This is a genomic window from Telluria sp. ZB4P37, assembly GCF_059685855.1.
Genome location: NZ_JCASID010000001.1, coordinates 1 through 20124, shown reverse-complemented (window position 1 = coordinate 20124; position 20124 = coordinate 1). Strand labels below are relative to the sequence as shown.

The 20124-nt window shown below is 55.9% G+C and carries 22 protein-coding genes and 3 pseudogenes; 19 read left to right on the top strand and 6 right to left on the bottom strand.

Features of this window, described 5'->3' with window-relative positions; all coding sequences use genetic code 11:
• Positions 1-54 precede the first annotated feature (54 nt).
• The 4 genes from AC56K1_RS00125 to AC56K1_RS00110 all read left to right on the top strand — a co-directional run bounded on the left by AC56K1_RS00125 (position 55) and on the right by AC56K1_RS00110 (position 3645).
• The gene (locus tag AC56K1_RS00125; protein WP_497155841.1) at positions 55-441 is read left to right on the top strand and encodes a response regulator; all 387 of its coding nucleotides are present in this window, start codon (positions 55-57) and stop codon (positions 439-441) included.
• A complete protein-coding gene (locus AC56K1_RS00120; protein WP_497155840.1) occupies positions 438-1589 on the top strand; it encodes a sensor histidine kinase in 1152 nt (383 codons plus the stop codon). Before AC56K1_RS00125 ends, AC56K1_RS00120 begins: the two co-directional genes overlap by 4 nt.
• A gap of 203 nt (positions 1590-1792) precedes the next feature.
• Positions 1793-3256 carry an ATPase domain-containing protein gene (locus AC56K1_RS00115; RefSeq protein WP_497155839.1) on the top strand — a complete coding sequence of 488 codons (1464 nt, stop codon included), beginning with the start codon at positions 1793-1795 and terminating at the stop codon, positions 3254-3256.
• Positions 3257-3270: 14 nt separating this feature from the next.
• Positions 3271-3645, top strand: a complete 375-nt coding sequence (locus AC56K1_RS00110; protein WP_497155838.1) for a response regulator — start codon at positions 3271-3273, stop codon at positions 3643-3645.
• A 306-nt stretch (positions 3646-3951) separates the two neighbouring features.
• On the opposite strand, the gene AC56K1_RS00105 is transcribed toward AC56K1_RS00110, so the two are convergent.
• Positions 3952-4302: a hypothetical protein gene (locus AC56K1_RS00105; RefSeq protein ID WP_497155837.1), complete on the bottom strand. Its 351-nt coding sequence runs from the start codon at positions 4300-4302 to the stop codon at positions 3952-3954.
• A 61-nt stretch (positions 4303-4363) separates the two neighbouring features.
• Between AC56K1_RS00105 and AC56K1_RS00100 the strand changes: the two genes are divergently transcribed.
• Both AC56K1_RS00100 and AC56K1_RS00095 read left to right on the top strand, forming a co-directional pair.
• Positions 4364-4852 (top strand): DUF2231 domain-containing protein, encoded by a 489-nt coding sequence (locus tag AC56K1_RS00100; RefSeq protein WP_497155836.1) that lies wholly within the window; start codon positions 4364-4366, stop codon positions 4850-4852.
• Positions 4849-6141 carry a PQQ-dependent sugar dehydrogenase gene (locus AC56K1_RS00095; protein ID WP_497155835.1) on the top strand — a complete coding sequence of 431 codons (1293 nt, stop codon included), beginning with the start codon at positions 4849-4851 and terminating at the stop codon, positions 6139-6141. The genes AC56K1_RS00100 and AC56K1_RS00095 overlap by 4 nt, the downstream gene beginning before the upstream one ends.
• A 320-nt stretch (positions 6142-6461) precedes the next feature.
• On the opposite strand, the pseudogene AC56K1_RS00090 reads toward AC56K1_RS00095, so the two are convergent.
• A pseudogene (locus tag AC56K1_RS00090) lies at positions 6462-7888 on the bottom strand (IS1182 family transposase); the annotation flags it as partial.
• Between the two features lie 676 nt (positions 7889-8564).
• Here AC56K1_RS00090 and AC56K1_RS00085 point away from each other — a divergent pair.
• The 7 genes from AC56K1_RS00085 to AC56K1_RS00055 all read left to right on the top strand — a co-directional run bounded on the left by AC56K1_RS00085 (position 8565) and on the right by AC56K1_RS00055 (position 14209).
• On the top strand, positions 8565-9581 hold the full coding sequence (locus tag AC56K1_RS00085) for a hypothetical protein (RefSeq protein WP_497155834.1): 1017 nt from the start codon (positions 8565-8567) through the stop codon (positions 9579-9581).
• 182 nt (positions 9582-9763) lie between these two features.
• Positions 9764-10186 (top strand): SMI1/KNR4 family protein, encoded by a 423-nt coding sequence (locus AC56K1_RS00080; protein WP_497155833.1) that lies wholly within the window; start codon positions 9764-9766, stop codon positions 10184-10186.
• A gap of 1018 nt (positions 10187-11204) precedes the next feature.
• Positions 11205-11696, top strand: a complete 492-nt coding sequence (locus AC56K1_RS00075; protein WP_497155832.1) for a hypothetical protein — start codon at positions 11205-11207, stop codon at positions 11694-11696.
• Positions 11697-11861: 165 nt separating this feature from the next.
• Complete coding sequence (locus tag AC56K1_RS00070; protein ID WP_497155831.1) at positions 11862-12680, top strand: abortive infection family protein; 819 nt, start codon at positions 11862-11864, stop codon at positions 12678-12680.
• Positions 12681-12834: 154 nt separating this feature from the next.
• Positions 12835-13236 carry a hypothetical protein gene (locus tag AC56K1_RS00065; RefSeq protein ID WP_497155830.1) on the top strand — a complete coding sequence of 134 codons (402 nt, stop codon included), beginning with the start codon at positions 12835-12837 and terminating at the stop codon, positions 13234-13236.
• A gap of 88 nt (positions 13237-13324) precedes the next feature.
• Entirely contained in the window at positions 13325-13723 is a 399-nt protein-coding gene (locus AC56K1_RS00060; RefSeq protein ID WP_497155829.1) for a hypothetical protein, read from the top strand.
• A gap of 105 nt (positions 13724-13828) precedes the next feature.
• Positions 13829-14209, top strand: a complete 381-nt coding sequence (locus AC56K1_RS00055) for a hypothetical protein (RefSeq protein ID WP_497155828.1) — start codon at positions 13829-13831, stop codon at positions 14207-14209.
• A 304-nt stretch (positions 14210-14513) separates the two neighbouring features.
• Here AC56K1_RS00055 and AC56K1_RS00050 read toward each other — a convergent pair.
• Positions 14514-15095 (bottom strand): annotated as a pseudogene (locus AC56K1_RS00050) (IS110 family RNA-guided transposase); the annotation flags it as partial.
• A 59-nt stretch (positions 15096-15154) separates the two neighbouring features.
• Here AC56K1_RS00050 and AC56K1_RS00045 point away from each other — a divergent pair.
• Together AC56K1_RS00045 and AC56K1_RS00040 are read left to right on the top strand one after the other, a co-directional pair.
• Complete coding sequence (locus tag AC56K1_RS00045) at positions 15155-15649, top strand: helix-turn-helix domain-containing protein (protein ID WP_497155827.1); 495 nt, start codon at positions 15155-15157, stop codon at positions 15647-15649.
• A complete protein-coding gene (locus AC56K1_RS00040; RefSeq protein WP_497156617.1) occupies positions 15621-16154 on the top strand; it encodes an IS630 family transposase in 534 nt (177 codons plus the stop codon). The genes AC56K1_RS00045 and AC56K1_RS00040 overlap by 29 nt, the downstream gene beginning before the upstream one ends.
• 5 nt (positions 16155-16159) lie before the next feature.
• Here AC56K1_RS00040 and AC56K1_RS00035 read toward each other — a convergent pair.
• Positions 16160-16603 (bottom strand): annotated as a pseudogene (locus AC56K1_RS00035) (IS110 family RNA-guided transposase); the annotation flags it as partial.
• A 233-nt stretch (positions 16604-16836) separates the two neighbouring features.
• Here AC56K1_RS00035 and AC56K1_RS00030 point away from each other — a divergent pair.
• Positions 16837-17148, top strand: coding sequence for a putative glycoside hydrolase (locus tag AC56K1_RS00030; protein ID WP_497155826.1), 312 nt, complete (start codon positions 16837-16839; stop codon positions 17146-17148).
• Here AC56K1_RS00030 and AC56K1_RS00025 read toward each other — a convergent pair.
• Entirely contained in the window at positions 17138-17563 is a 426-nt protein-coding gene (locus AC56K1_RS00025) for a hypothetical protein (protein ID WP_497155825.1), read from the bottom strand. The two genes, AC56K1_RS00030 and AC56K1_RS00025, sit on opposite strands and share 11 nt — an antisense overlap.
• Positions 17560-17892 carry a DUF1330 domain-containing protein gene (locus AC56K1_RS00020; protein ID WP_497155824.1) on the bottom strand — a complete coding sequence of 111 codons (333 nt, stop codon included), beginning with the start codon at positions 17890-17892 and terminating at the stop codon, positions 17560-17562. The genes AC56K1_RS00025 and AC56K1_RS00020 overlap by 4 nt, the downstream gene beginning before the upstream one ends.
• On the opposite strand from AC56K1_RS00020, the gene AC56K1_RS00015 reads away from it, so the two are divergent.
• The 3 genes from AC56K1_RS00015 to AC56K1_RS00005 all read left to right on the top strand — a co-directional run bounded on the left by AC56K1_RS00015 (position 17891) and on the right by AC56K1_RS00005 (position 19999).
• A complete protein-coding gene (locus AC56K1_RS00015) occupies positions 17891-18895 on the top strand; it encodes a helix-turn-helix domain-containing protein (protein ID WP_497155823.1) in 1005 nt (334 codons plus the stop codon). The genes AC56K1_RS00020 and AC56K1_RS00015 overlap by 2 nt on opposite strands.
• 435 nt (positions 18896-19330) lie before the next feature.
• On the top strand, positions 19331-19612 hold the full coding sequence (locus tag AC56K1_RS00010) for a hypothetical protein (RefSeq protein WP_497155822.1): 282 nt from the start codon (positions 19331-19333) through the stop codon (positions 19610-19612).
• 141 nt (positions 19613-19753) lie between these two features.
• Complete coding sequence (locus AC56K1_RS00005) at positions 19754-19999, top strand: hypothetical protein (protein WP_497155821.1); 246 nt, start codon at positions 19754-19756, stop codon at positions 19997-19999.
• The last annotated feature ends 125 nt before the right edge of the window (positions 20000-20124 follow it).

Genomic DNA, 20124 nt, shown 5'->3' with positions numbered 1-20124 from the left:
ACCGATTCCCGTGGACCGTTCGGTGACAAATAAACGGCCTACAAGGAGATGGTGATGATTTTAATAGCAGATGATGATGTTGATTTTGCAGAGAACTGTTCGGTCATGCTGGAAGCGCATGGGTATGCCGTGAGCGTGGTATCCAATGGTGCCGAAGCCCTGAGAAAGATCCTTGAAGCGCAGCCGGATCTTCTCATCTCCGACTGCGTCATGCCCGATATCGGGGGACTGCAGTTGAGTGAAGAAATCAGGGCCAGGCCTGCGGATCGCCAGTTTCCAGTTTTATTGATGAGTAGTTCGTTAAAGTGCGATGTTGCTCCGGGCGAAAGCTATGACGGATTTCTGCGCAAACCGTTTCTAGCCGAAGTTCTTCTGCTCGAAGTACGCAGGTTGCTGGCAAATCACGGCAACGCCGAGCCGAACAGAAAAGGGAATCCATGAGGTTATCGACTTTCATTCTGTCCGAGCTCGAGTGCATCCTGCAGGAGTGGGAAGATTTCGCTTCGACGATCGAACCGCTGGTCGATGCAAACAAAAAAGAATTGCGTGATCATGCTGCGGCGGTCTTGAAGGTCATCGCGGCCGACCTCGACATTCCCCAGTGCGAACGCGAGAGCATTGCCAAATCCAAAGGCCTCGGGCCGCAAGCGGCGGATGATACCGCAGCCGAGATCCACGGGGCTGGCCGGGTCTCCATCGGCTTTACAGGTGAACAGGTGATGGCCGAGTACCGCGCCCTTCGCTCGAGCGTGCTGCGCCTTTGGGCGGGCCAGGCCGAGATCACCACCGCCGGCGATATTCAGGACATGATTCGCTTCAATGAGGCAATCGACCAGGCGCAGACCGAGTCAATGGCGCGATATGCACAGATGTTGCGTGAAGCGCAAAACCTCTTCCTGGCGATTCTCGGCCATGATGTCCGCAGCCCGCTCGGCGCGGTCAGCATGGGTGCCCAGGTACTGCTGCAGGACCAGACGCTTCCATCGCAGGCGCTCAAGGTAGCTCTCCGAATTTTCAACAGCACGAAACGGATGGATGCAATCGTCCGGGACCTGCTTGATTTCTCGACATCGCACCTCGGCGACGGCATACCGGTTGATCCCATTACGGTCGACTTGTTGCAAATCTGTCATGGCGTGGTTGAAGAGGCCAACACCTTCCATCCAGACCGCAAGATCGAGTTGCTGGTCGAAGGCGACCTGACCGGCGTGTGGGATGGAGATCGCATTTCTCAAGTCTTTGCGAATCTGATATCCAACGCCCTCCAGCACGGCAAGCCGGAAAGTGTCGTCAAGGTTTCGATACTCGGTCTTGCCGATGAGGTGGTCTACCAGGTGAAAAACGACGGCGATGTCATCCCGCCGGCTAAATTGCGGACACTCTTCGATCCTGTAAAGCGTTTTGCCATACGTCCTTCAAACGAGCGGGTCAGGGCTGGGGCGCAAAATCTGGGATTAGGTCTTTACGTGGTTAAGGAGATTGTCGCAGCCCACAAAGGTGAGGTTTCCGTGACGTCGAGCGAGGCGGATGGGGTAATTTTCTCGGTACGCATACCACGTGTGATACCGCATCGCAGGAGCGATGACTGATCACCTGTCCTTTCATTGCAGCCTGCTTGCGCCATCTGTCCTCAACAGACCCGTTCCGGTGATTGAATCGAGAGTCCATACAGTGCTGCGCCTGTTTATGTGCGCGGCCGCTAATGCGGCTTGCCTTTTACTCCTTGTCCGCTTAATAACCCGAGATTTGCGCACGGCGATCCCGCCCAGCCGACAATCGCTATGAAGAAATTATGTTTGCAGATATAGAAAACGACACGCCACATGGCTCGCAGCCCTTGCTGCAAACCGGTGTGGCCGGGCTTGATGCCGTACTCGGTGGAGGACTGCCGGCCGGGCATCTTTACCTCATCCAGGGCTTGGCCGGCAGAGGGAAAACCACCCTGGCCTGCCAGGTCGGTTTCAACCATGCGCAGCAGGGCAAGAAGGTGGTGGTGATGACCCTGCTTGGCGAGTCGCATGCCAAGATGATCAACCACTTCTCCAACTTCAGTTTTTTCGATGAAGGACTGGTCGGCAAGGAAATCATATTTTTTTCAGCATATGCAAGCCTCGTCAAAGGTGGCCTGGGCGGGCTCCTGCAGCTGATCGTCGCAACCTTGTCGGAAGAGCGGCCCCACATCCTGATCATCGACGGATTCCGGTCAATACGCAATTCGAGCGCCACTGATCTTGCACTGGCTGAGTTCATGCACTCGCTTAATTCGCTGGTCTCATCGATGGCCTGCACCACCTTCCTGCTCTCGCCGGTCGAGGGCAATATTACCGACATCGAAAACACGCTGGTCGATGGCGTGATCGAGCTCGGGCAATTCAGCCAGGGTCTGAACGTGATCCGCGAGTTGCAGGTCTTTAAAATCCGTGGCGCCAAACAGTTGCTGGGCAAGCATGTGTTCGAGATGGGCAGCGAAGGCGTGCGTGTGTACCCGCGCTTCGAGGCATTGGCAACACATGCCCAGGCACCGCCTGCCGCGACGGGTCGCTTGAGCGTGGGCATTCCGAGCTGGGACGAACGCATTGGCGGAGGCGTGGTTGCGGGCTCGATCACTTGCCTGCTTGGCAGTCCAGGCGTAGGCAAGACGATGATGGGCCTGCATTTTATCGGCGCCGGTCTCGCGGCTAACGAAAGCTGCCTCATCGTTGGCTTCCACGAGTCGCCCGAGACCCTGGTGCATAAAGCTCGCAAGATCTCGATCGAACTGCAGCCGCATGTGGACAGCGGCAAGCTGCAGATGATGTGGCAGCTGCCGCTGGAAATCCTGGTCGACGACCTGGCGACGCGCATGCTTGACTGCATCCGCACGCACAAGGTCAAGCGCTTGTTCATCGACGGCATGGAAGGGCTGGACAACCTGATCATGCATCCGGAACGTTCGCGCGCGTTCTTCGTGGCACTGAGCAATGAACTCAGGCGGCAAGGGGTCACGGTCTACGTGACCGAACAGCTGCACTACTTCAAGAAGGGCTCGCCAGCGGCAGAAGCTTCTTCATCCATGCTCTACGAGAACATCATGTTGCTGGAGTACTTCGCGGTAGGCGATATCAACCATCGCCGCATCTCGGTCATGAAGCTGCGCGAGAACGAATACGACGGGGCGAACCGCATCATGACGATTTCGGGCGAAGGAATGGCCGTTGGTGGCCTGACGTCCCAAGCGAACTTCAGCGAGCCCGAACCCGACGGAAACGTCGGTTGAGGATGGGGACGAACGTGAATAGCAAACCCCTGATCCTGGTGGTCGATGATGAAGTGGACATCACTGAGACCTATGCCTTGTACCTCGGCTTTGAGGGATTCGAGGTCATCACGGCTAACAACGCGTTGCAGGCAATTGAGCTCCTTGCGAGCAGGACGCCCGATCTGATCATTTCCGACTGCATGATGCCGCATATGGACGGCGTCGAGTTATCGGTGCAGGTCAAGGCCCGGCCGAGCACCCGGAACACGCCGATCATCCTGATGAGCGGCGCGCCCGAGCGGCACGATCTCGACAGTCCGAGTTACGAGGTTTTCTTGCGCAAGCCAGTGTTCTTCGACCGCCTGATGCCGGAAATCCGCAGCTTACTGGCGAGTCGTACTCCTTGAACCAGTAGGCAGGCAGCAAGAAAGCTGACCCGCCTTACCTCTCTGCCCAGTTCGAACGCCAATGCCTGCAGCCCGGTGTTCGCGTCTCTACACTGTAAAAACGGCCAGTCGCAGCAATGGCAAGTGCTGCTTCGCATCGACACCCCGATCGACGTCGACTACTACGAGCACGGCCGCATCCTGCCGTTCGCGTAATTGCCTGGGGCCCGTTCACGCAGGCCTGTAATGACGAAAAGGGGTGGGAACCATACAGGTTCCAGCCTTTTTTCATGCCGACATAGTCGCACACAGGCTAACCAATGGTCGCTAGCGCCCTATCCCGAAGCCGATACCGATGCCGGAACCGCGGCCCCCGCTGCCCCAACCGCCAAAGATCGACGTCGACACGCCCCCACGCCGGCCTCCGCTACGCATCTCCGACTGAAGAACACAATCCCGCCATGGATCCGAGTTCATCGCATAGCCCAGCTGTGTGCAGGCCGGTCCGTATTCCGCCATCATCTGCTCCATCTCAGCCTGCTGCTGCAGTGCTCGTTCCTGTGGGCTTGCACACCCCAGCAGGCAGAGTGCGGTCGCCGCCGTCAACGACAATATGCGCATAATATTCTCCTTAAGCAATAGAACTGTCTTCCAACTGACAGCCTTGGGAACGATCATACGCCTCAATTGAATTCGCCCATTTTGCCCTGACGCCACGCGCGTGAATCAACGATGCGACATGACCATTGCATTATCGATAAGGTTGGAGCCATCACCTATTATCAAGGACAATCCCATGCCCACTGCCGCAACGGCCAGCCCGAACTACCGAAGCCCGCCCGGACCGCTCCATGCGATCCTCCTTGCCGGCTCCGTTCCCCTGTTTTCAGGAGCCTTGCTGAGCGATATCGCCTACGACCAGAGCCATCAGATCCAATGGAGTAATTTCGCATCCTGGCTGATCGTCGGGGGCCTGCTCTTCTCCGGGCTTGCACTGGTGTTTGCACTGGTCAATCTAGTCCGGTCAAAGCGCAAGGCGGGATCGCCGCTGGTGTATTTCCTGCTGCTGCTGGCGACCTGGGTGCTCGGGCTGATCAATGCCTTCCAGCACGCCAAGGATGCCTGGGCGGTCATGCCGGGCGGCCTGGTCTTGTCGGTGGTCGTGACCTTCCTGATCTGCATGACGGCCTGGATGGGCCTTACCACGCGTACGGGAGCGCCGACATGAACCGATACCGCGCACTGACTGTACTCGGCACGGCGCTGCTGCTTGGCGCATGCAACGACAAGGGCGCCAGCACGCAGGCACGCGGCGCCAATCCCACCCTGCCCGCTCCCCAGCGCGGCCTGCTGCCTAGCATGAAGATTGCCGAGCCGGTGCAATGGGGCAAGCAAAAGCCGACCGTACCAAGCGGGTACACCGTCACCGCGATCGCCACCGACCTGGCTATCCCGCGCCAGACCCTGGTGCTGCCCAATGGCGACATCCTGGTGGCCGAAGGCCGTGGCGGCAAGGCGGCCAAGCTCAAACCCAAAGACGTCATCGCAGGCTACATCAAGGCCAAGGGCAATACAAAGGTCAAGGGCGGCAACCGCCTGACCCTGTTGCGCGACGCCGACGGCGACGGCGTGTACGAGCTCAAGACCGTGTTCGCCGACAAGCTCGATGCCCCTTACGGCCTGGCCTTCGCCAACAACAAGCTGTACGTCGCCAACCAGGGCGAGCTGGTCAGCTTCGACTACCAAGCAGGCCAGACCAAGGCGGGCGGCCCGCCCACCAGCATCGCCAAGCTGCCTTCCGAGATCAACCACCACTGGACCAAGGCGATGACCATCAGCCCGGACGGCCGCTTTGTCTACGTCGGCATCGGCTCGAACAGCAATATCACCGAGCGCGGCATGGAAGCCGAGCTCGACCGGGCCGTGGTCTGGCAAATCGATGTCGCGACGGGCGCCCACAAGCCGTATGCCACGGGCCTGCGCAATCCGACCGCCCTGGCGATGCAGCCGGGAACCGGACAGCTCTGGACAGTGGTGAATGAACGCGACGAACTTGGACCGGACCTGGTGCCGGATTACCTCACCTCGGTGCGCGAAGGCGGGTTCTACGGCTGGCCCTACAGCTACTGGGGGCAGAACGTCGACACCCGCGTCATGCCCCAGGACCCGAAAAAGGTCGCTGCCGCCATCAAGCCCGACTACAGCCTGGGTTCGCACGTGGCTGCGCTGGGCCTGAGCTTCTCGTCCCCGGTGATGGGCGACAAGTATGCCGACGGCGTGTTCGTCGGCGAGCATGGCAGCTGGAATCGCGCCCGGCCCGTGGGTTACAAAGTAATCTTCGTGCCCTTCGCGAATGGGCGACCTTCAGGTGAGCCGGTCGATTTCGTGACGGGCTTCCGCGATGCCGATGGCAAGACGCGCGGGCGGCCAGTGGGCGTGACGGTCGATCCGCGCGGTGCGCTCATCGTCGCGGATGACCTGGCAAACACGGTGTGGCGGGTTGCCCGGAATCGTTGATGCCGTGTCGGATGACACAGAACGTGAAAACTGTGCCAAGTTAGTGAAAAATTTCTGATGCAGTTATTGAAAAAATGGCTCACACAGAGTCATTTTTTGCAAGACAAGCAACAGCTGCCGTACACTGTTCGAACTTCCGCTATCGGCCCAGGCTGTGTAAAAACTCAAAACGAAGGACTGCGCGTCGAATTGTACGGATCAAAGCGAATCCTGAAGTGCATTGCATTGCCCACGGCGTTGCAATTCCGTTTTAACATTTTCGGCAAGGCCAGCAGGAATACAACTTTGAGCAAGCCTTGTAGCGTCAAAATACGGGCGTACGCCCTGATCGCTGCCAGCATTCCCTGCATGCCAAGCAGCGACATCAAGCGCCTGAAGCTATAGGCAAGCACGTGCAGGCTCATCTCGGCCTTCACACGCTCCAGCCCTTTCGTCAGGAAGTGCGTCGCTCCCATCCATGCCTTGATCGTTGCATATGGGTGCTCGACCGTCGAGCGCCTGATTCGCATGGCATCCGGCGTCTGTTCAAGACGCCCCTGCATCGCATCGAGCACGTCCTGATGTTCCCAGCGGGTTACTCGCCGCTGCGTGCTCGGCGTGCACTGGTTCTTGAGCGGACAGCCTTTGCAGTTCGAGCTCCAATAGCGGTGGTTCTTCATCCCTTTCTCGACACTCGCGAAGCGCCAAATCAGGGATTCGCCCGCCGGGCAGCGGTACTCGTTCGTTTGCGGATCGTAGAAAAAGTCGGTCTTGTCGAATCGACCGTCTGCCTTGGCCCCGGAGGTTTTCGTCGGTGGCACCAGGGAGGAAATGCCCGCAGCATGGCAAGCGAGGATTTCCTCGCCCTTGAAGTAGCCGCGATCAGCAATTGCCGTCAATGTTTTCGTGCCGATAGCAGCACGGGCTTTCTTGGCCATGCCAGACAATTGGTCGCGGTCGCTACCGTTATTGGTTACCTCGTGTTCAACGATCAAATGATGTTTGGCCTCGACCGCAGTTTGCACGTTATAGGCAACAATGCCTGAGCCACGCGTCATCATCGAGCGCGAGTCCGAGTCGGTGAGCGAAATCTGCGTTCACCTGTTGTTTCCAGCTTCGCTTCAATTTCCTTGAGCATCGCCATTTGCGATTTCAACGCGGCGATCTTGTCGTTTAGACGAGCGCTTTTGGACTATGCAACTGCCGGTTCCTGCCGGTCGGCGGTGTCGAGTTCGGCCAGGTAGCAGCTGATGTTCGCCTCGATTTCCGCCATCCTGCGCTTGAGCTTGGCGTCGGTGAAATTGCGGTCACTGCTGTTGACTGCCTTGAATTTACTGCCGTCGATCGCGACAACCGCGTCTCAGAACAAATCGAGCTGCTGGTACACAACAACAAACTGCCGGCAGACGTTCCGGATGCCCTTGCCGTTATCCTTCCGGAAGTTCCCTATTGTATTGAAGTCTGGCGCCAGGCGTCCCGTCAGCCACATCAACTCGACATTGCGTTGCGCCTCACGCTCAAGCCGCCGGCTCGACTGAATGCGGTTGAGGTAACCGTAGATGTAGAGCTTTAGCAACACGGCCGGATGGTAAGCCGGTCGGCCCTTCTTCGCTGGCGCCACCCGAGCAAAACCCAGGGTGGCAAGATCAAGCTCGTCGACGAACACATCGACTACACGAACCGGATTATCCTCGGCCACGTAGTCCTCCAGGTGTTCGGGTAGCAGCGTGCCTTGTCCGCGGTCTTCGCCCGTAATAAAGCGCTTCATTTCGCACCCGTAGTGATGAGATACTGGCTTAACGTTTACAGAACCATAACCGTTTACCCAACTTTATAAGTTTGAATTGCATAGTATCTGCAGCGGCCCGCAGGCAAATCACACGTGTCCCCCCGATTGCATTTCCTTAAACTATGGATGACGCATGAGTACTACACCAGAAATTTGGTCCACCATCTCCCGGTGGCAATCTGCTCAGCAACAACTAGGAATAGTCTATCTGCGCTCGGGGGGCGGCATGATTCAAACAGGACTTGCTTCAATTACGTCTCTGAATGAAGCGTCATTGACACTAAGATCAACGACTGCCAGCATGATTGTCGTACTCGTCGGGGCGCACTTCGATGACTCTCCCCAGATTTTTTTCACGGCTGACTTAAGTAGAAATTTCCAGCTTGGTGGAGTGAGTGTTGCGCTAGCGAACCACGATTGGTTGTTCCTTACCGATTCACCGCAAACCGGGCAACTTTCCCTAGAAAACGTAACCGCGCTATCCCGTAGCTTGGATTCAGACCGACCACAAATTAACGCACTCCTCTGAGGGGCGCAGTGCGTTTTTACACAGCCTGGGCCAAAAGCAGACAGTCGAGGTATAAATAATTCTTGGATATTTCGCGTCCGCGCAGAGCCTTTGAGACGACAAACTACTTAATCACAAAAGACAACGATGAAAACAACGGCAGAACAATTCCAAACTGACATAGAAGAACTTGCACATGACCTTGTGCGTGCTTATGGCCTGACCTTTACTGCTACTGGCACAATTGCGAACGACAAAGTGTTGTACCGTTGGATGGATTACCGGTTACGACATATCGCTCCGCAACCACGCGTAGTTAAAAAATCGTCGCGCTTCCCCGTTCAAAACTTGCCCGCAGAAATCGATCAGGCGCTATCCGAGATTGAAGCCCGCTTTGCCAACGGAGAAGATGTTAACTCATATCTTAGCAAGACCACGATCGGTAACGACATTAGTTCATCCAAGAGCCAGCGGCGGACCGATGGACTATGGGCTGATTGGCGTATCCATCACATGCATTTGACGACCACCCCCACTGCTCCGGGTGCGCGCTTTTCCGCACGTTCGGACTGGCTGCTTTTCCTGATGGTCTATGATGACGTAGTAGCTTTAATCGATGTGCGCGGCCACAATGAGAGCGATTTGTGGACCCAGGACGATCTTTTGAAGACGTTCATCGATTCCTGGCCAGAGCAGGCGGAGCCATATCGAGTCACTGGAATGCGTGTAGTGTCCGGGCCGAAGTCGTCGAATGACATTAAGCTACTGCGCAATGCCGGCATCACGGCGCCTGTCGAGCATAATGGAGAACATTACTTCGGTCTCGGAGGTGGTGTTACGTCAGCCGTTACCTCGACTTCCGTAAGCATGGCATGTATTGATGTGATGCGAAATTCCCGGCAACTTGCTTTGTGGCTGGATGCGCCGGACAATCCAATCCGACTTGACTTTAATCAACTTGGTGTTGCGAATCCGGAGTTCTGCCTCGCCGTTGAACCTTCTTCTGGGCTTGTCATTGCGGAGCGTAGTAAACCTGATCGTCCGTGGGCTCTTCCTGAATTTGATGCACAAGGACGCAGGACCTGTTTCGGCACCATCCAGCATAAGCTATTGCCTGCCTGGGCAATACCGACACTCATTGCAAGCCTTACACCCTCACCCTAATCGTCTCATGCATGAGTTGAAATTATTTAGGCAAGACTGACTGGCCGCTTTAGGTCGGCTCCTGCCCTTCGTGACAGTCTGCGATTTTTCCGCCCTGACAAGGTGCTATGCTGAGTCCAACGGCCGGGTTCGGCCAGAAGCGGCCACTGCTACACTCAATAGCCTAACGCTCCAGTTATTCGATGAATTCAACTCAATCTGCTTTCGACATAGCCGGTGGCCTCGGCCTGCCAGCTGAGTACGTCGAATTTTTAGCTACCCATAACGGAGGCATTTGTCGGCAGAATCGCATCATCAGGCTGAGCGATGGAACCGAGGTGCTATGCGACTGTCTGTTCGGGTTCAATCTTCAACCAGGCGTTGATTTCGAGTTCTGGCAGAGCGAGCTTGCGGACGATCTTCCGAAAGGCTCCGTGGCTATTGGTAGCGGTCCTGGCGGAGCTTTTTTTATTTTGTTGAAGGAGCGCGGAGTCTGGAGGGTCATGTACTACGATCATGCGCATCAGCTACCCTCATCTGACTACGAGGGAAACACCTACGATTGCGACATCAGCTTGCGCGACCTTCTCACGTTCGTGATCGAAGGCTTTCAAGCAAAGCGTTGAGTCTGCTTTGTCTGCTTTGGGTCGCAAGCGGCCACTACACATCGGCTGCCATCGGCGAGCGATGGTTCTACGAAAGTTTTTCTACAACGATGACTCATGAATTCGAAACACTATCGGAACCTCGTCCGTTAAGCCATGCTGAACGCGAGCTCGCCACTTGGCTTTTAAGCCACTCCGATGATTACGCTCGCGGATTCTTGAAACAGCTAGACCAGGCGGAAGTTGTCGCCCATTGCAGTGACTGCCCAAGCGTCGATTTTGCAGTCGCTGGTCAGACACCTCAAACATCTGGGATGTATCCGCTTTCGGAATTCTATTGGCGAGACATACGCGGTTACCTATTCGCAATCATGATCTTTTCACAAGGTGGCCTATTAGCTGGTATAGAGATCTCGTCGATCGATTGCTTAGGAGATGCAGATGAACTTCCCGAAGTCGAATCTCTCAAGCCCTTCGTAGATGGACCCCTGTGAGGCCGGCGTTGGACAAAGTCCGGTTCGGGTCGGTTGCTGCCATGGCCTGAACGGCCGAGATCGGCCAGGAGCAAACCTTGGCTTGCTGGTGTCGCTCATCAATTACAGACGCCCGTTCCCTAATTTATACAGGCTACCAATGTCCAGTATCCTTTTGTCGTCCCATCTTCGTTCGAAGCTTGGCCCAGAAATGAAGATGGACGTTCATTGGGTAGACGTAAAACTGGCCGACAGTAGAACGTTCATGAACCTGATTGTTCGCGGGGGAATTGCGATCACTGGGAGATCCACCGATCCGAACGGCGAGGGGCCACTTCCATTCATATCAGAAGAGGTCGTTGCCCTGCGCCGGCACGCGCTGCTTGGTGCCTTATGGCCGTTCTGGAATCAGGACGGTGACCGTATGGGCTTGGTCCGCTCTGGGTCGGTTTCTGCCCTACGTGACAGTCCGCGATTTTTCCGTCTTCGCGACCTGCTATGCTGAGCTCAACGGCCAGGTTCGGCCAAGAGCAGACCTTTGCAGCACAATCGAATGAAAAAATTTCATGAAGACATTTCAAGTGTTCCCTATAGTTGGAGAAGCCCTTCTAGGAGACATTCTTTCAGTTGGACTTCGTGGATTTTCGTGGAACAGAAAAGACTACGGAACACACGTTTCCGTTACCACTGTTTGGCTCCGCTTGAGTGACGATACAGTGTTGAGAGTTCAGCCTGAGATGCATGACCTGGAAAACTGGGATGAGGTCGGTAGTCTCGAGATCGAGCGGGTCAAAGCGTCTGATGTTGCCAGACCAATTGTCGAACTAGGAGACAGGTGGCAGAACATCGCTTTGATCGAAAAACTTGTATTCAGGAAGTCAGGCTATTTCAGCGCAGAATCCGGCATTACGATAACAAATCGACACCAAGAGGTGATAATCATCTGCAACGGTGCCGGACCGTATCAGCTCGCGCTGAAGACACCGGTAACGCAAGATGTTTTTAACCCGGAACACGATTTGGAAAACTACTTGATCTCCTCAGTATTCCGCGGCTAAATACATCATGGAACGTCTGCAAAGGGTCGGTTGCTGCCCTTCGTAACAGTCCGGGATTTTTCCGCCCTGGCGACCTACTATGCTGAGCTGGACGGCCGCCTTCGGCCAGGAGCGGACGTTGGCAATGAGCTACACTGACACTTTCTTGTTTAATGAGCGGTGGTTATGCGCAAGCTGATTCCGGCACCAGTGATTGCCGCCGTCGCAGAGATGCTTTCACAGCGTACCACGCACGCGTCACTGGACAATTTGTTCATGCATGCCGGTGCCCCAGGTGAACCCCCTGAAGGTAGCAAGTGGGTCAAGGCGCAGGAATGGCTACGTCGGGTCAATCGAGAGGAAACGGTTCAGCCACGAAGTGTTTTAGGCCGATTGATAGAAACGTACATGGAAGAGGATCCGCCTGAACCCAGTCCGTTCGATAAAGGCCCGCCACGAACCGAAACGGATGACCAAGAAAAAATTCGAAAAGCGCTTGCTCGTTATGATCTTCAGTACGTCCGCGGAGGCTTGATTTCTGGGACGCTCGGCACGCCTTCGAAAGCACTAGAAGACTACATTGGCGCCCGCGACCTGCCTGCAATCGATCATGAATTTAGCAGGGCGCTGGCCAATGTCGAGCATAGCCCAAGAGAAGCGGTCTCGGCCGCAAGCAATATTCTTGAGAGCGTTTGCAAGGTCTACATTGCCGAACGATGTCTTGAGGCGCCGCCGAAGCAAGACTTAAAGTCCGTTTGGTCAGTAGTTCGAAAGGACCTTGGATTCGATCCTGGTGTGGTTGAAGACAAAGATCTCCAAGTAATTCTTACTGGGCTCTTCGCTATCGTTGAGGGAATCGGTGCACTAAGGACGCATACGAGTTCTGCTCATGGCGCCGGTAAGAAACAATATAAACTTCAGCCTAGACATGCCCGCTTGGCAATTCACAGTGCTCATACAGCAGCCTTGTTCATTTTGGAGTCTTGGGAACAGAAGGTCTCGTGACTTAGCAGGTATCCAGCCGACTAGACGCCTCTGCTGTTCCCAAGGTGCGCTTGGGAGCGTTCGCTGAAAAACACTGAAAGGCAGCAGGCGGCCAGAAGCGGACCGACAACATAAATGACTTGCGATTACGCCAAACACTTCGTGCGACAACGCCATGGATGAGCTTCGTTTTAAGCCTGAGCAGTTCACGCGTCGATCCGGCACTGCCAAAGTTGATACCGAACTTCGTCAGTGGATACGCTCACTGCCTGTACCGCAGCGTGTAGATTTTATTGAAGGTCTGTACAGGCACAATCACAGGTATGCGGTTGCAATGGTCCGGTCTTCTCAGCTTCCAACCAACGAAGTCACTCGACTTCTGCAGCACTGGCTGCTTTCATCGAGCCACAACGCCAGTCGCGGATTGATTGAGGGGTTTGTGCCTATGATTGGCGAAGCCAAATTCTGGACGATTGCTGTGAAATCTGAAGTGACGCCTGCCATGGCCGAGTTCTTAGATCACTACGGCAAAGGAAAGCTGACCCATTATCGCGGCGTCCTTACCGCAGAGGACTAGGGTTCGAGAAAACTGGCTCATGCCGAAGGTCCGGAATGGGTCGAAACCGGTCTTTGCCAACTAATTTGAAGCAAATCAGAAAACCTAAATGCAAAACCACGTTAATTTAATTAGTGTCGGCCTCTCTATAATTAGCGTGTCTTGCTTTCAAAAGTTGGGGGCAAGGTTTTATCGACGTACATCACTTAGTTGGAAACACTGCTTTGTCTTCGGTTTTATTATCGGACTGCTAAAAATCATCGAAAACGTTACAGGGCAGGAGCTGATTAACGTACTGGGAGAATGGCTTTTCTTGCTTCTCGGCTTGCTTACAACCATAATAATTGGTGGTTGGTATTTTCGTGACCGAGCTGCAACGGTCGATGGAAAATTTTTCGGCTGGCGCGAAGGTATGTCGCTAACAGCAATCGGATTCGGGCTGATGCTTTCCGCAAACCTTTTTATAGGAGCGTTGCGGGCAATGATGAGCCTTGGGACCTCGGCTTGAAGCTTGAGTGCCCATTCCATGATAAGGAATCGATTTCTAAGAATTTAGCTAGAGATCCCGCTCTCGGCCAGAAGCAGACGCAAACCAAATAATTATTAAGGAGTCATGGTGGGACGAATTGCTGTTCTCGCAGGCGTAGCACACGACATTGCCCACCATGCGGCGAGTGGCTTGAGCTGCATCTCCCCGCATCTGGCGATTGCACTTCGCGAAGCACATCTTGAGACGACAGACGTTGATCTTATAGCTGCCAATCCTTATCCACTTCTTGTCGCTAAAGTTGAGCCACTAAGGCTGGCCATGGCTGCTCTCCGCTCGACAGCTCTTGAAATCTTGAGCAAACACGGCCTTTCAGAAACTGACGTGTCATCAATGGTTTTGCATGCCACGCCAGCCCCTTGGGATCAAAAAGGCTATGAGCTTCATACCCGAGTTACCATCACGTCGCGATCTGGAAGAAAATTCCATTCGCGTTGGCTCGGCTAACTGGTATGTCCGCTTTGGGTCGTACATGGACGCCCCCGGTTTGCCAAGCATTCGTTCCATGATAAGCAGAAGGTAAAGATTGCACCCGTACATCCGGACTTTGGTGCAGCAGTAACTGCTACGGTCCCTGATGGGATTTGCTAGTCGGCGCCCCAATCGAAAGCGCGCATTTTTTATGCTCCGACCCAAACGGGCTTTACCGACTATGGTCTTACCTGCCTTGCCATCACTTCGTGTTTGCCTGAGCAATCGGTGGTTTGATCTGCCTACAGCCTCTTTATTTCGTCGCCGCTCACCGGTCTGATTACGGTGTTGCGTAATCAGACCGGAATTCTCGATCCTGGGCCAGAAGCGCCCAGATGATTCGTGCATTCTTGTTCGCCAAAGCGACAGCGACAATATTCTTGTCGCGTCGTGCCAGTAAGTTGGCAAGCCATCCTGTAGTTGGTGGCTTGCGCTTGAGCGCGTAAATCACCGCCCTAGCCCCGTGAATCAGCAATGTGCGAAGGTAGCAATCTCCTCGCTTGCTCATTCCCAGCAATGTGGGCCTGCCTCCGCTGGAATGCTGTTTGGGTACCAGTCCCAGCCACGCTGCGAGCTGCCGCCCGTTGTCAAAGCTCTTCGCATCGCCTACTGATGCAACCATGGCACTTGCTGCGAGGGGTCCAATGCCGGGAATCTTTTCCAGCTTGCGCGACAATGGGTTCGAACGGTGCCACATCGGAATCTCGAGCTCCATCTCATCTACTTGCCGGTCGATTAGTTTCAGGTGCGCGATGAGACGCTGTATTAGTTGTCGGAATAGGCCAGGTAGCTCGTCTTTCGCTTGCTCTAGCACCAGCGGTACACGTTGATATAGATGCGTAATGCCTTGAGGGACGACTAAGTAGTCTCGCAAAATTTTGAGTCAAATGTAGATGGGAGACTGCTGCAGGAGTCGCTGCGATGAAACTATTAATGTTGTCCGATACTGAACGGCGGACACTGCGGGAAATGGGAATTTTCCATCCTCATCCACGGGCCCGCATGCGTGCCCAGGGCATCTTGCGGTTGAGTCAGGGACTGACGCTGCAAGAGACGGCCGACGAGTTCTCGGTGCACTTGAACAGTGTCGAGCAGTGGCGCCAGCGTTGGAACAAGCTTGGATTAGCGGGGTTATACGAGGGACGCCACACGGGACGGCCGCGGAAATGGACGCCCCAGCAACAGCAAGCGCTGGGGGTGTTGGCGCAATCAGAGGGCGGCACCGTTGCCGCACTGCTGCGCCACCTGAAGGAGCGCCATGATCAGGCATCGATCAGCCAGGGCACTGCTGCACGCTATCTCAAGGAAATGAATTTCACCTACAAACGCTATCGGTACAGTTTAAAAAAAACGCAACCGGGAGGCGTTCGAGCGCGCCGGCAAGGTAATCGGGGCCCTGGGCCGGCTCGACCATGAACACCGGTGCGAATTACTGTACTTCGACGAGTCAGGTTTCAGCCCGAATCCCTCGTTGCAATACGGCTGGACCCGGATTGGTGAAACCCGGTCCGTAGAGCCGCTGGCACACCGGCAACGGGTCAACGTGCTTGGCGCACTGCGCCACGACGGCCAGCTGATTTGGACTACTCAACAGCGACCGACCAGGCGCGAAGATGTCATTGCCTTTTTCGATCAGATCGCAGATCAGCCGCATTCGGTGCCACGCATTGTCTTGCTCGATAACGCGGCAATTCACAAAGGTGAGGTGATGCAGAAAAAGCGGCGGCGCTGGGCACGTCAGGGCCTGCACCTTTACTATTTGCCGCCCTATAGCCCGGAACTCAATCGCATTGAGATCCTCTGGAAGCACGCCAAGTACTTCTGGCGTCGTTTCGTCGCCACGAATGGCACGGCACTGCTCGACGAAATCCGGTCCCTGATGAAAGGTTTCGGGACAGAATTCATAGTAAATTTTTCGTGATTACTTAGTCCAAATTCGGCTAGTAGGCCGCGGATCTGGTTTGCCTGTGCAGTACGGGCTCTGACCATACCCTGTCGAGCTCGATGCAACGCCAGAATTGACTGCTGTTCGACATGCTTGACTGGAACAAAGCGCATCGTCGGACGGGTTACCGCTTCGCAAATAGCTTCGGCATCAGCCGCGTCGTGCTTGTTGGTCTTGACGTATGGCTTAACAAACTGCGGGGCCATGAGCTTGACTGTGTGACCCTGACTCTGCAGCTTCCGGGCCCAGTAATGAGCCCCGCCGCATGCTTCCATGCCGATTAGACACGGCGCCAGGTTAGCGAAGAAGCCTGCCATCTCCTCACGTTTAATCTGCTTCTTAAGTACTGCTTTGCCATGCGCATCGACCCCATGAATCTGAAACACGTTCTTCGCCAAATCGATGCCGATTGTCGTAATCTTCATGGTGACGCCCCCCTCGACTCAAGTGGTTGGTTGACACTTCCACTTTGGCACATCTGATGCCGTTACGGGTGGGGGCGTCCATCCCATTGAAAGCGGTCTAAGCCGAAGGACTGTAACCGAAAGCGGTCTAAGCCGAAGGACTGTAACCGACCCAAAGCGGTCTTCGCATTGGCAAGCTGCTGGGCGAGCTGACCGGCTCTCCTTGGCAGGATCATGGAACCGGCAATAGCGGAGTGATACACGGTACCAGGGGCAGCTCGCGGCACAGTTGGCAGTGTTGGTCAACGGCGTCTTGCGCCGGTGCTGGTGGGCATCGACAAGGCACGCTGGATCTTGCGCCGGCACTTGCTGCGCTTGCCGGCAAAGGCAAGCATACAGTGATCATTCCGCTGGCTTGCTTTGCGGGCGTCGATCTTGCCAATATCGGCACGCCGTTCAGTGTTGCGACCGACGGCGCGTTCAAGGCTGCGTTTGCCAATATTCAGATAGTCGGCGGCGGGGCCAAGGCGAAGGGCGCCTTGGCCTGCAGCGAGATCAAGCGATAGTTACGGCGGCTGGCCTGGCCGGCGCGTCGATCGAGGCACGCAGGCCAGAGCGCTGCATCCAGGCGAACAGCAGCACCGACACCGCCTCGAACATCAGGAAGGCAACCCCCAGCCCGCTCGGCGACACCATTGGCGTGGCCGCCAGCACAAGGCAGCCCAGCGCCCAGCCGACATTGCCGATCACCACGAACTGAATGGCCGCGGCCCAGACCCGGGCCATGCTGGCAAGCACCACCAGCATCAATACGTATCCTACAAGAAAGACTCCGGATTCCATCAGCAGCACCGAAGGCAGCGACAGTTGTTCTGCCAGCAGCGCGGGAAACATCAGTTGCCCGGCGGCGAGTGTGGCGCTGGCGCCGGCATCGGCAAACAAGGCAAGTTTGAGCAGGCGGATAGGGGCGATGGTTTTCATGCTGTTTCTCCGTTGAGGAAGTTGGTGGCTTTGTATCCGGGGGCGACGCCCTCTACCAGGAAGACGCTGCAATCGGCGTTTTCCGTGCGCAGCGGTAAGATGTCCTGGTAAGCGTCGGACGCGTACCACCCGCGGGCGGCATCGATATCGGGAAATTCGATCATCACGACGTTGCTGTCGAACGGGCCTTCGAGCCGTTCGATCTCCACGCCATGCACCAGGAAGTTGCCGCCGAAAGCGGGCAGCGTGGCATCGACGCGCTTGATGTAGGTGGCGATAGACGTTCCCATCTTGACGTTGAGCAAGTGAGCGATGGCATAAGCTTTCATGGGTTTTCTCCTGGTTGGGTGTGAAGCCAGTGTCATCCTGGACGCAATTCACGGCAATTACCTCCTAGGTAATCGTGGCCAGTTGCCAGCGGGGCCCAGTGGGTTCAAGCTGTGCATGTCGATCAAACCAAGGGGAGGTGTTATGAGCGAAACGATGGAACGGCCGCAGGCGAGCGAGTTTTTCGCCGATTTTCCGTCCGCGCTGCGCTATTGGCGCGGCAAGCGCGGCCATAGCCAGCTGCAGCTGTCGATGATCGGCGACGTTTCGCAGCGCCATATCAGCTTCCTCGAGAGCGGCCGTTCGCAGCCGAGCAAGGAACTGATCCTCAAACTGGGCGTGGTGCTTGACATCCCGCTACGTCAGCGCAACATCATGCTGTTGTCTGCCGGTTTCGCGCCGGCCTATCAGGAGCGTAAATTGTCTGATCCAGAACTGGCGTCGGTCCGCTACGCGCTCGACTTCATGCTGCGCCAGCAGGCGCCGTTTCCCGCCTTGGTCGTGGACCGTTTGTGGAACCTGCAGATGCTCAATGGCCCGGCGGCGGGGATGTTCAAGTGGCTGCTGGACATGCCGGCAGCCCAGGCGATTCCGGGCGATGGCGCCATCAATGTGCTGCGGATGATGCTCGACCCGGCCGGCGTGCGACCTTACATTGCCAACTGGGATGACGTGGCGCCCGATTCGCTGCACTGGATCGAGCGCGAAGCGATGAGCGACGGGCCCGGCAGCCAGGCCAGCAAGCTGCTGCTCGAGCTGACGGCGCTGGCCGGCAATGCGGGACGGCAGTGGGCGCAGTGGGATAAAGCTGCCGACCGCAATAATTTGCCCTTCCTGCCGATCACGCTGTGCAAGGATGGTGTTGAGTTGAAATTGTTTACTGCCATTGCCACGCTGGGAACGCCGCGCGACGTGACCTTGCACGAATTGCGGGTGGAAACCTTCTTCCCCGCCGACAGCGTGACCGAGGACTGGTTCAAGTCCACCTTTGGCGACCAAGCCTAGAGCAGGAAGGCGCGCGCCTCGACACCGGCCGCGCGCGCCAGTTCCACCATGTGTGCAGTGTCACGCGCGCAGCCGGGCTTGCCGTACGGCGGCGCACATCACGCTCGACTTCGCACCTCCACCTTGGCCTCGGATTAGCTACTACAAGCCGCAATGGGGTGATCAGTTCACCCTGACCGTGACCGTTAACGTGGACAGTAGGCCCCTGGTATCGTGCATCACGCCGGCTATTGCCGGTTCCATGATCCTGTCAAGGAGAGCCGGTCAGCTCGCCCAGCAGCTTGCTAATGCGAAGACCGCTTTGGGTCGGTTGCTGCCCTTCGTGACAGTCCGGGATTTTTCCGCCCTAGCGACCTGCTATGCTGAGCTGGACGGCCGCCTTCGGCCAACAGCGGACGTACTCAGAATAACAACAGCCCATCAGGACACGACTGGATGAAGCATTACCTGTACTGCTCGTCAGGAAACACACACGGCCTTGATGAGTACATAGGCTTCTTCGAGATTGCTGATGACGGATACTGCTCTCGCTACCTCGAAGTTCGGTCAAAAGGGGGTGCGCTGAAGTACACCGATAAAAATCCGGCGGATGCCTTTGGGGCATTACCCGAAGGGCCATGGGATGCGAGGGAGGCAGCGAAGCCCGAATACGGGACACTCAACGGTATTTCCGAAGTGCTTTTTCAAAGTGCTTGGAACAGCATTAGGGTTGGTTGATCGTCGTCTGCTTTGGGTCGGTCCCGGTCCTTCGTGACAACCTGTGATTTTTCGGCTCCTGGGGCCTGCTATGCTGAGCTCAACGGCCGCCTTCGGCCAGGAGTGGACGTTAGGGTTCCTAAGCTAGTCAGTGGAAAAAAGATGAACACACACAACGACACTCCTGAAGTACACATTTCGCTCACTGCCGACGAAGCGCTAGTCTTGTTCGAATTTCTCAGCCGCTTTGAGAAGTCGAGCGATTTGACGATCGTTGACCAAGCCGAAGAGAGAGCACTTTGGAATTTGCTTTGTCTCTTTCATAAGCAACTTGTTTCCCCCTTTCGACTCGATTATCTGGAGCTGTTGCAGACGGCACGAGACAGATTGCGAGACGATGTAGAGTAGGTGCCTGTGTCCGTATATGGACTCCTCCTCGTTTGCAAACAATCCGTCTTCAGGCCGTGAGGTACGACTGCTCACGTATATCCGGTCTCGTACTACTGCACCTGCCTCAGGTGCTGGACCCTGAT

Bases quoted from the DNA above. Each gene is read 5' to 3' on its own strand.
- AC56K1_RS00125 (WP_497155841.1), top strand. From the start codon at position 55: ATGATTTTAATAGCAGATGATGATGTTGATTTTGCAGAGAACTGTTCG.
- AC56K1_RS00015 (WP_497155823.1), top strand. From the start codon at position 17,891: ATGGGTTTTCTCCTGGTTGGGTGTGAAGCCAGTGTCATCCTGGACGCA.
- AC56K1_RS00070 (WP_497155831.1), top strand. From the start codon at position 11,862: ATGCGCAAGCTGATTCCGGCACCAGTGATTGCCGCCGTCGCAGAGATG.
- AC56K1_RS00100 (WP_497155836.1), top strand. From the start codon at position 4,364: ATGACCATTGCATTATCGATAAGGTTGGAGCCATCACCTATTATCAAG.
- AC56K1_RS00025 (WP_497155825.1), bottom strand. From the start codon at position 17,563: ATGAAAACCATCGCCCCTATCCGCCTGCTCAAACTTGCCTTGTTTGCC.
- AC56K1_RS00120 (WP_497155840.1), top strand. From the start codon at position 438: ATGAGGTTATCGACTTTCATTCTGTCCGAGCTCGAGTGCATCCTGCAG.
- AC56K1_RS00020 (WP_497155824.1), bottom strand. From the start codon at position 17,892: ATGAAAGCTTATGCCATCGCTCACTTGCTCAACGTCAAGATGGGAACG.
- AC56K1_RS00065 (WP_497155830.1), top strand. From the start codon at position 12,835: ATGGATGAGCTTCGTTTTAAGCCTGAGCAGTTCACGCGTCGATCCGGC.
- AC56K1_RS00055 (WP_497155828.1), top strand. From the start codon at position 13,829: ATGGTGGGACGAATTGCTGTTCTCGCAGGCGTAGCACACGACATTGCC.
- AC56K1_RS00085 (WP_497155834.1), top strand. From the start codon at position 8,565: ATGAAAACAACGGCAGAACAATTCCAAACTGACATAGAAGAACTTGCA.
- AC56K1_RS00060 (WP_497155829.1), top strand. From the start codon at position 13,325: ATGCAAAACCACGTTAATTTAATTAGTGTCGGCCTCTCTATAATTAGC.
- AC56K1_RS00075 (WP_497155832.1), top strand. From the start codon at position 11,205: ATGAAGACATTTCAAGTGTTCCCTATAGTTGGAGAAGCCCTTCTAGGA.
- AC56K1_RS00005 (WP_497155821.1), top strand. From the start codon at position 19,754: ATGAACACACACAACGACACTCCTGAAGTACACATTTCGCTCACTGCC.
- AC56K1_RS00095 (WP_497155835.1), top strand. From the start codon at position 4,849: ATGAACCGATACCGCGCACTGACTGTACTCGGCACGGCGCTGCTGCTT.
- AC56K1_RS00010 (WP_497155822.1), top strand. From the start codon at position 19,331: ATGAAGCATTACCTGTACTGCTCGTCAGGAAACACACACGGCCTTGAT.
- AC56K1_RS00045 (WP_497155827.1), top strand. From the start codon at position 15,155: ATGAAACTATTAATGTTGTCCGATACTGAACGGCGGACACTGCGGGAA.
- AC56K1_RS00115 (WP_497155839.1), top strand. From the start codon at position 1,793: ATGTTTGCAGATATAGAAAACGACACGCCACATGGCTCGCAGCCCTTG.
- AC56K1_RS00105 (WP_497155837.1), bottom strand. From the start codon at position 4,302: ATGATCGTTCCCAAGGCTGTCAGTTGGAAGACAGTTCTATTGCTTAAG.
- AC56K1_RS00080 (WP_497155833.1), top strand. From the start codon at position 9,764: ATGAATTCAACTCAATCTGCTTTCGACATAGCCGGTGGCCTCGGCCTG.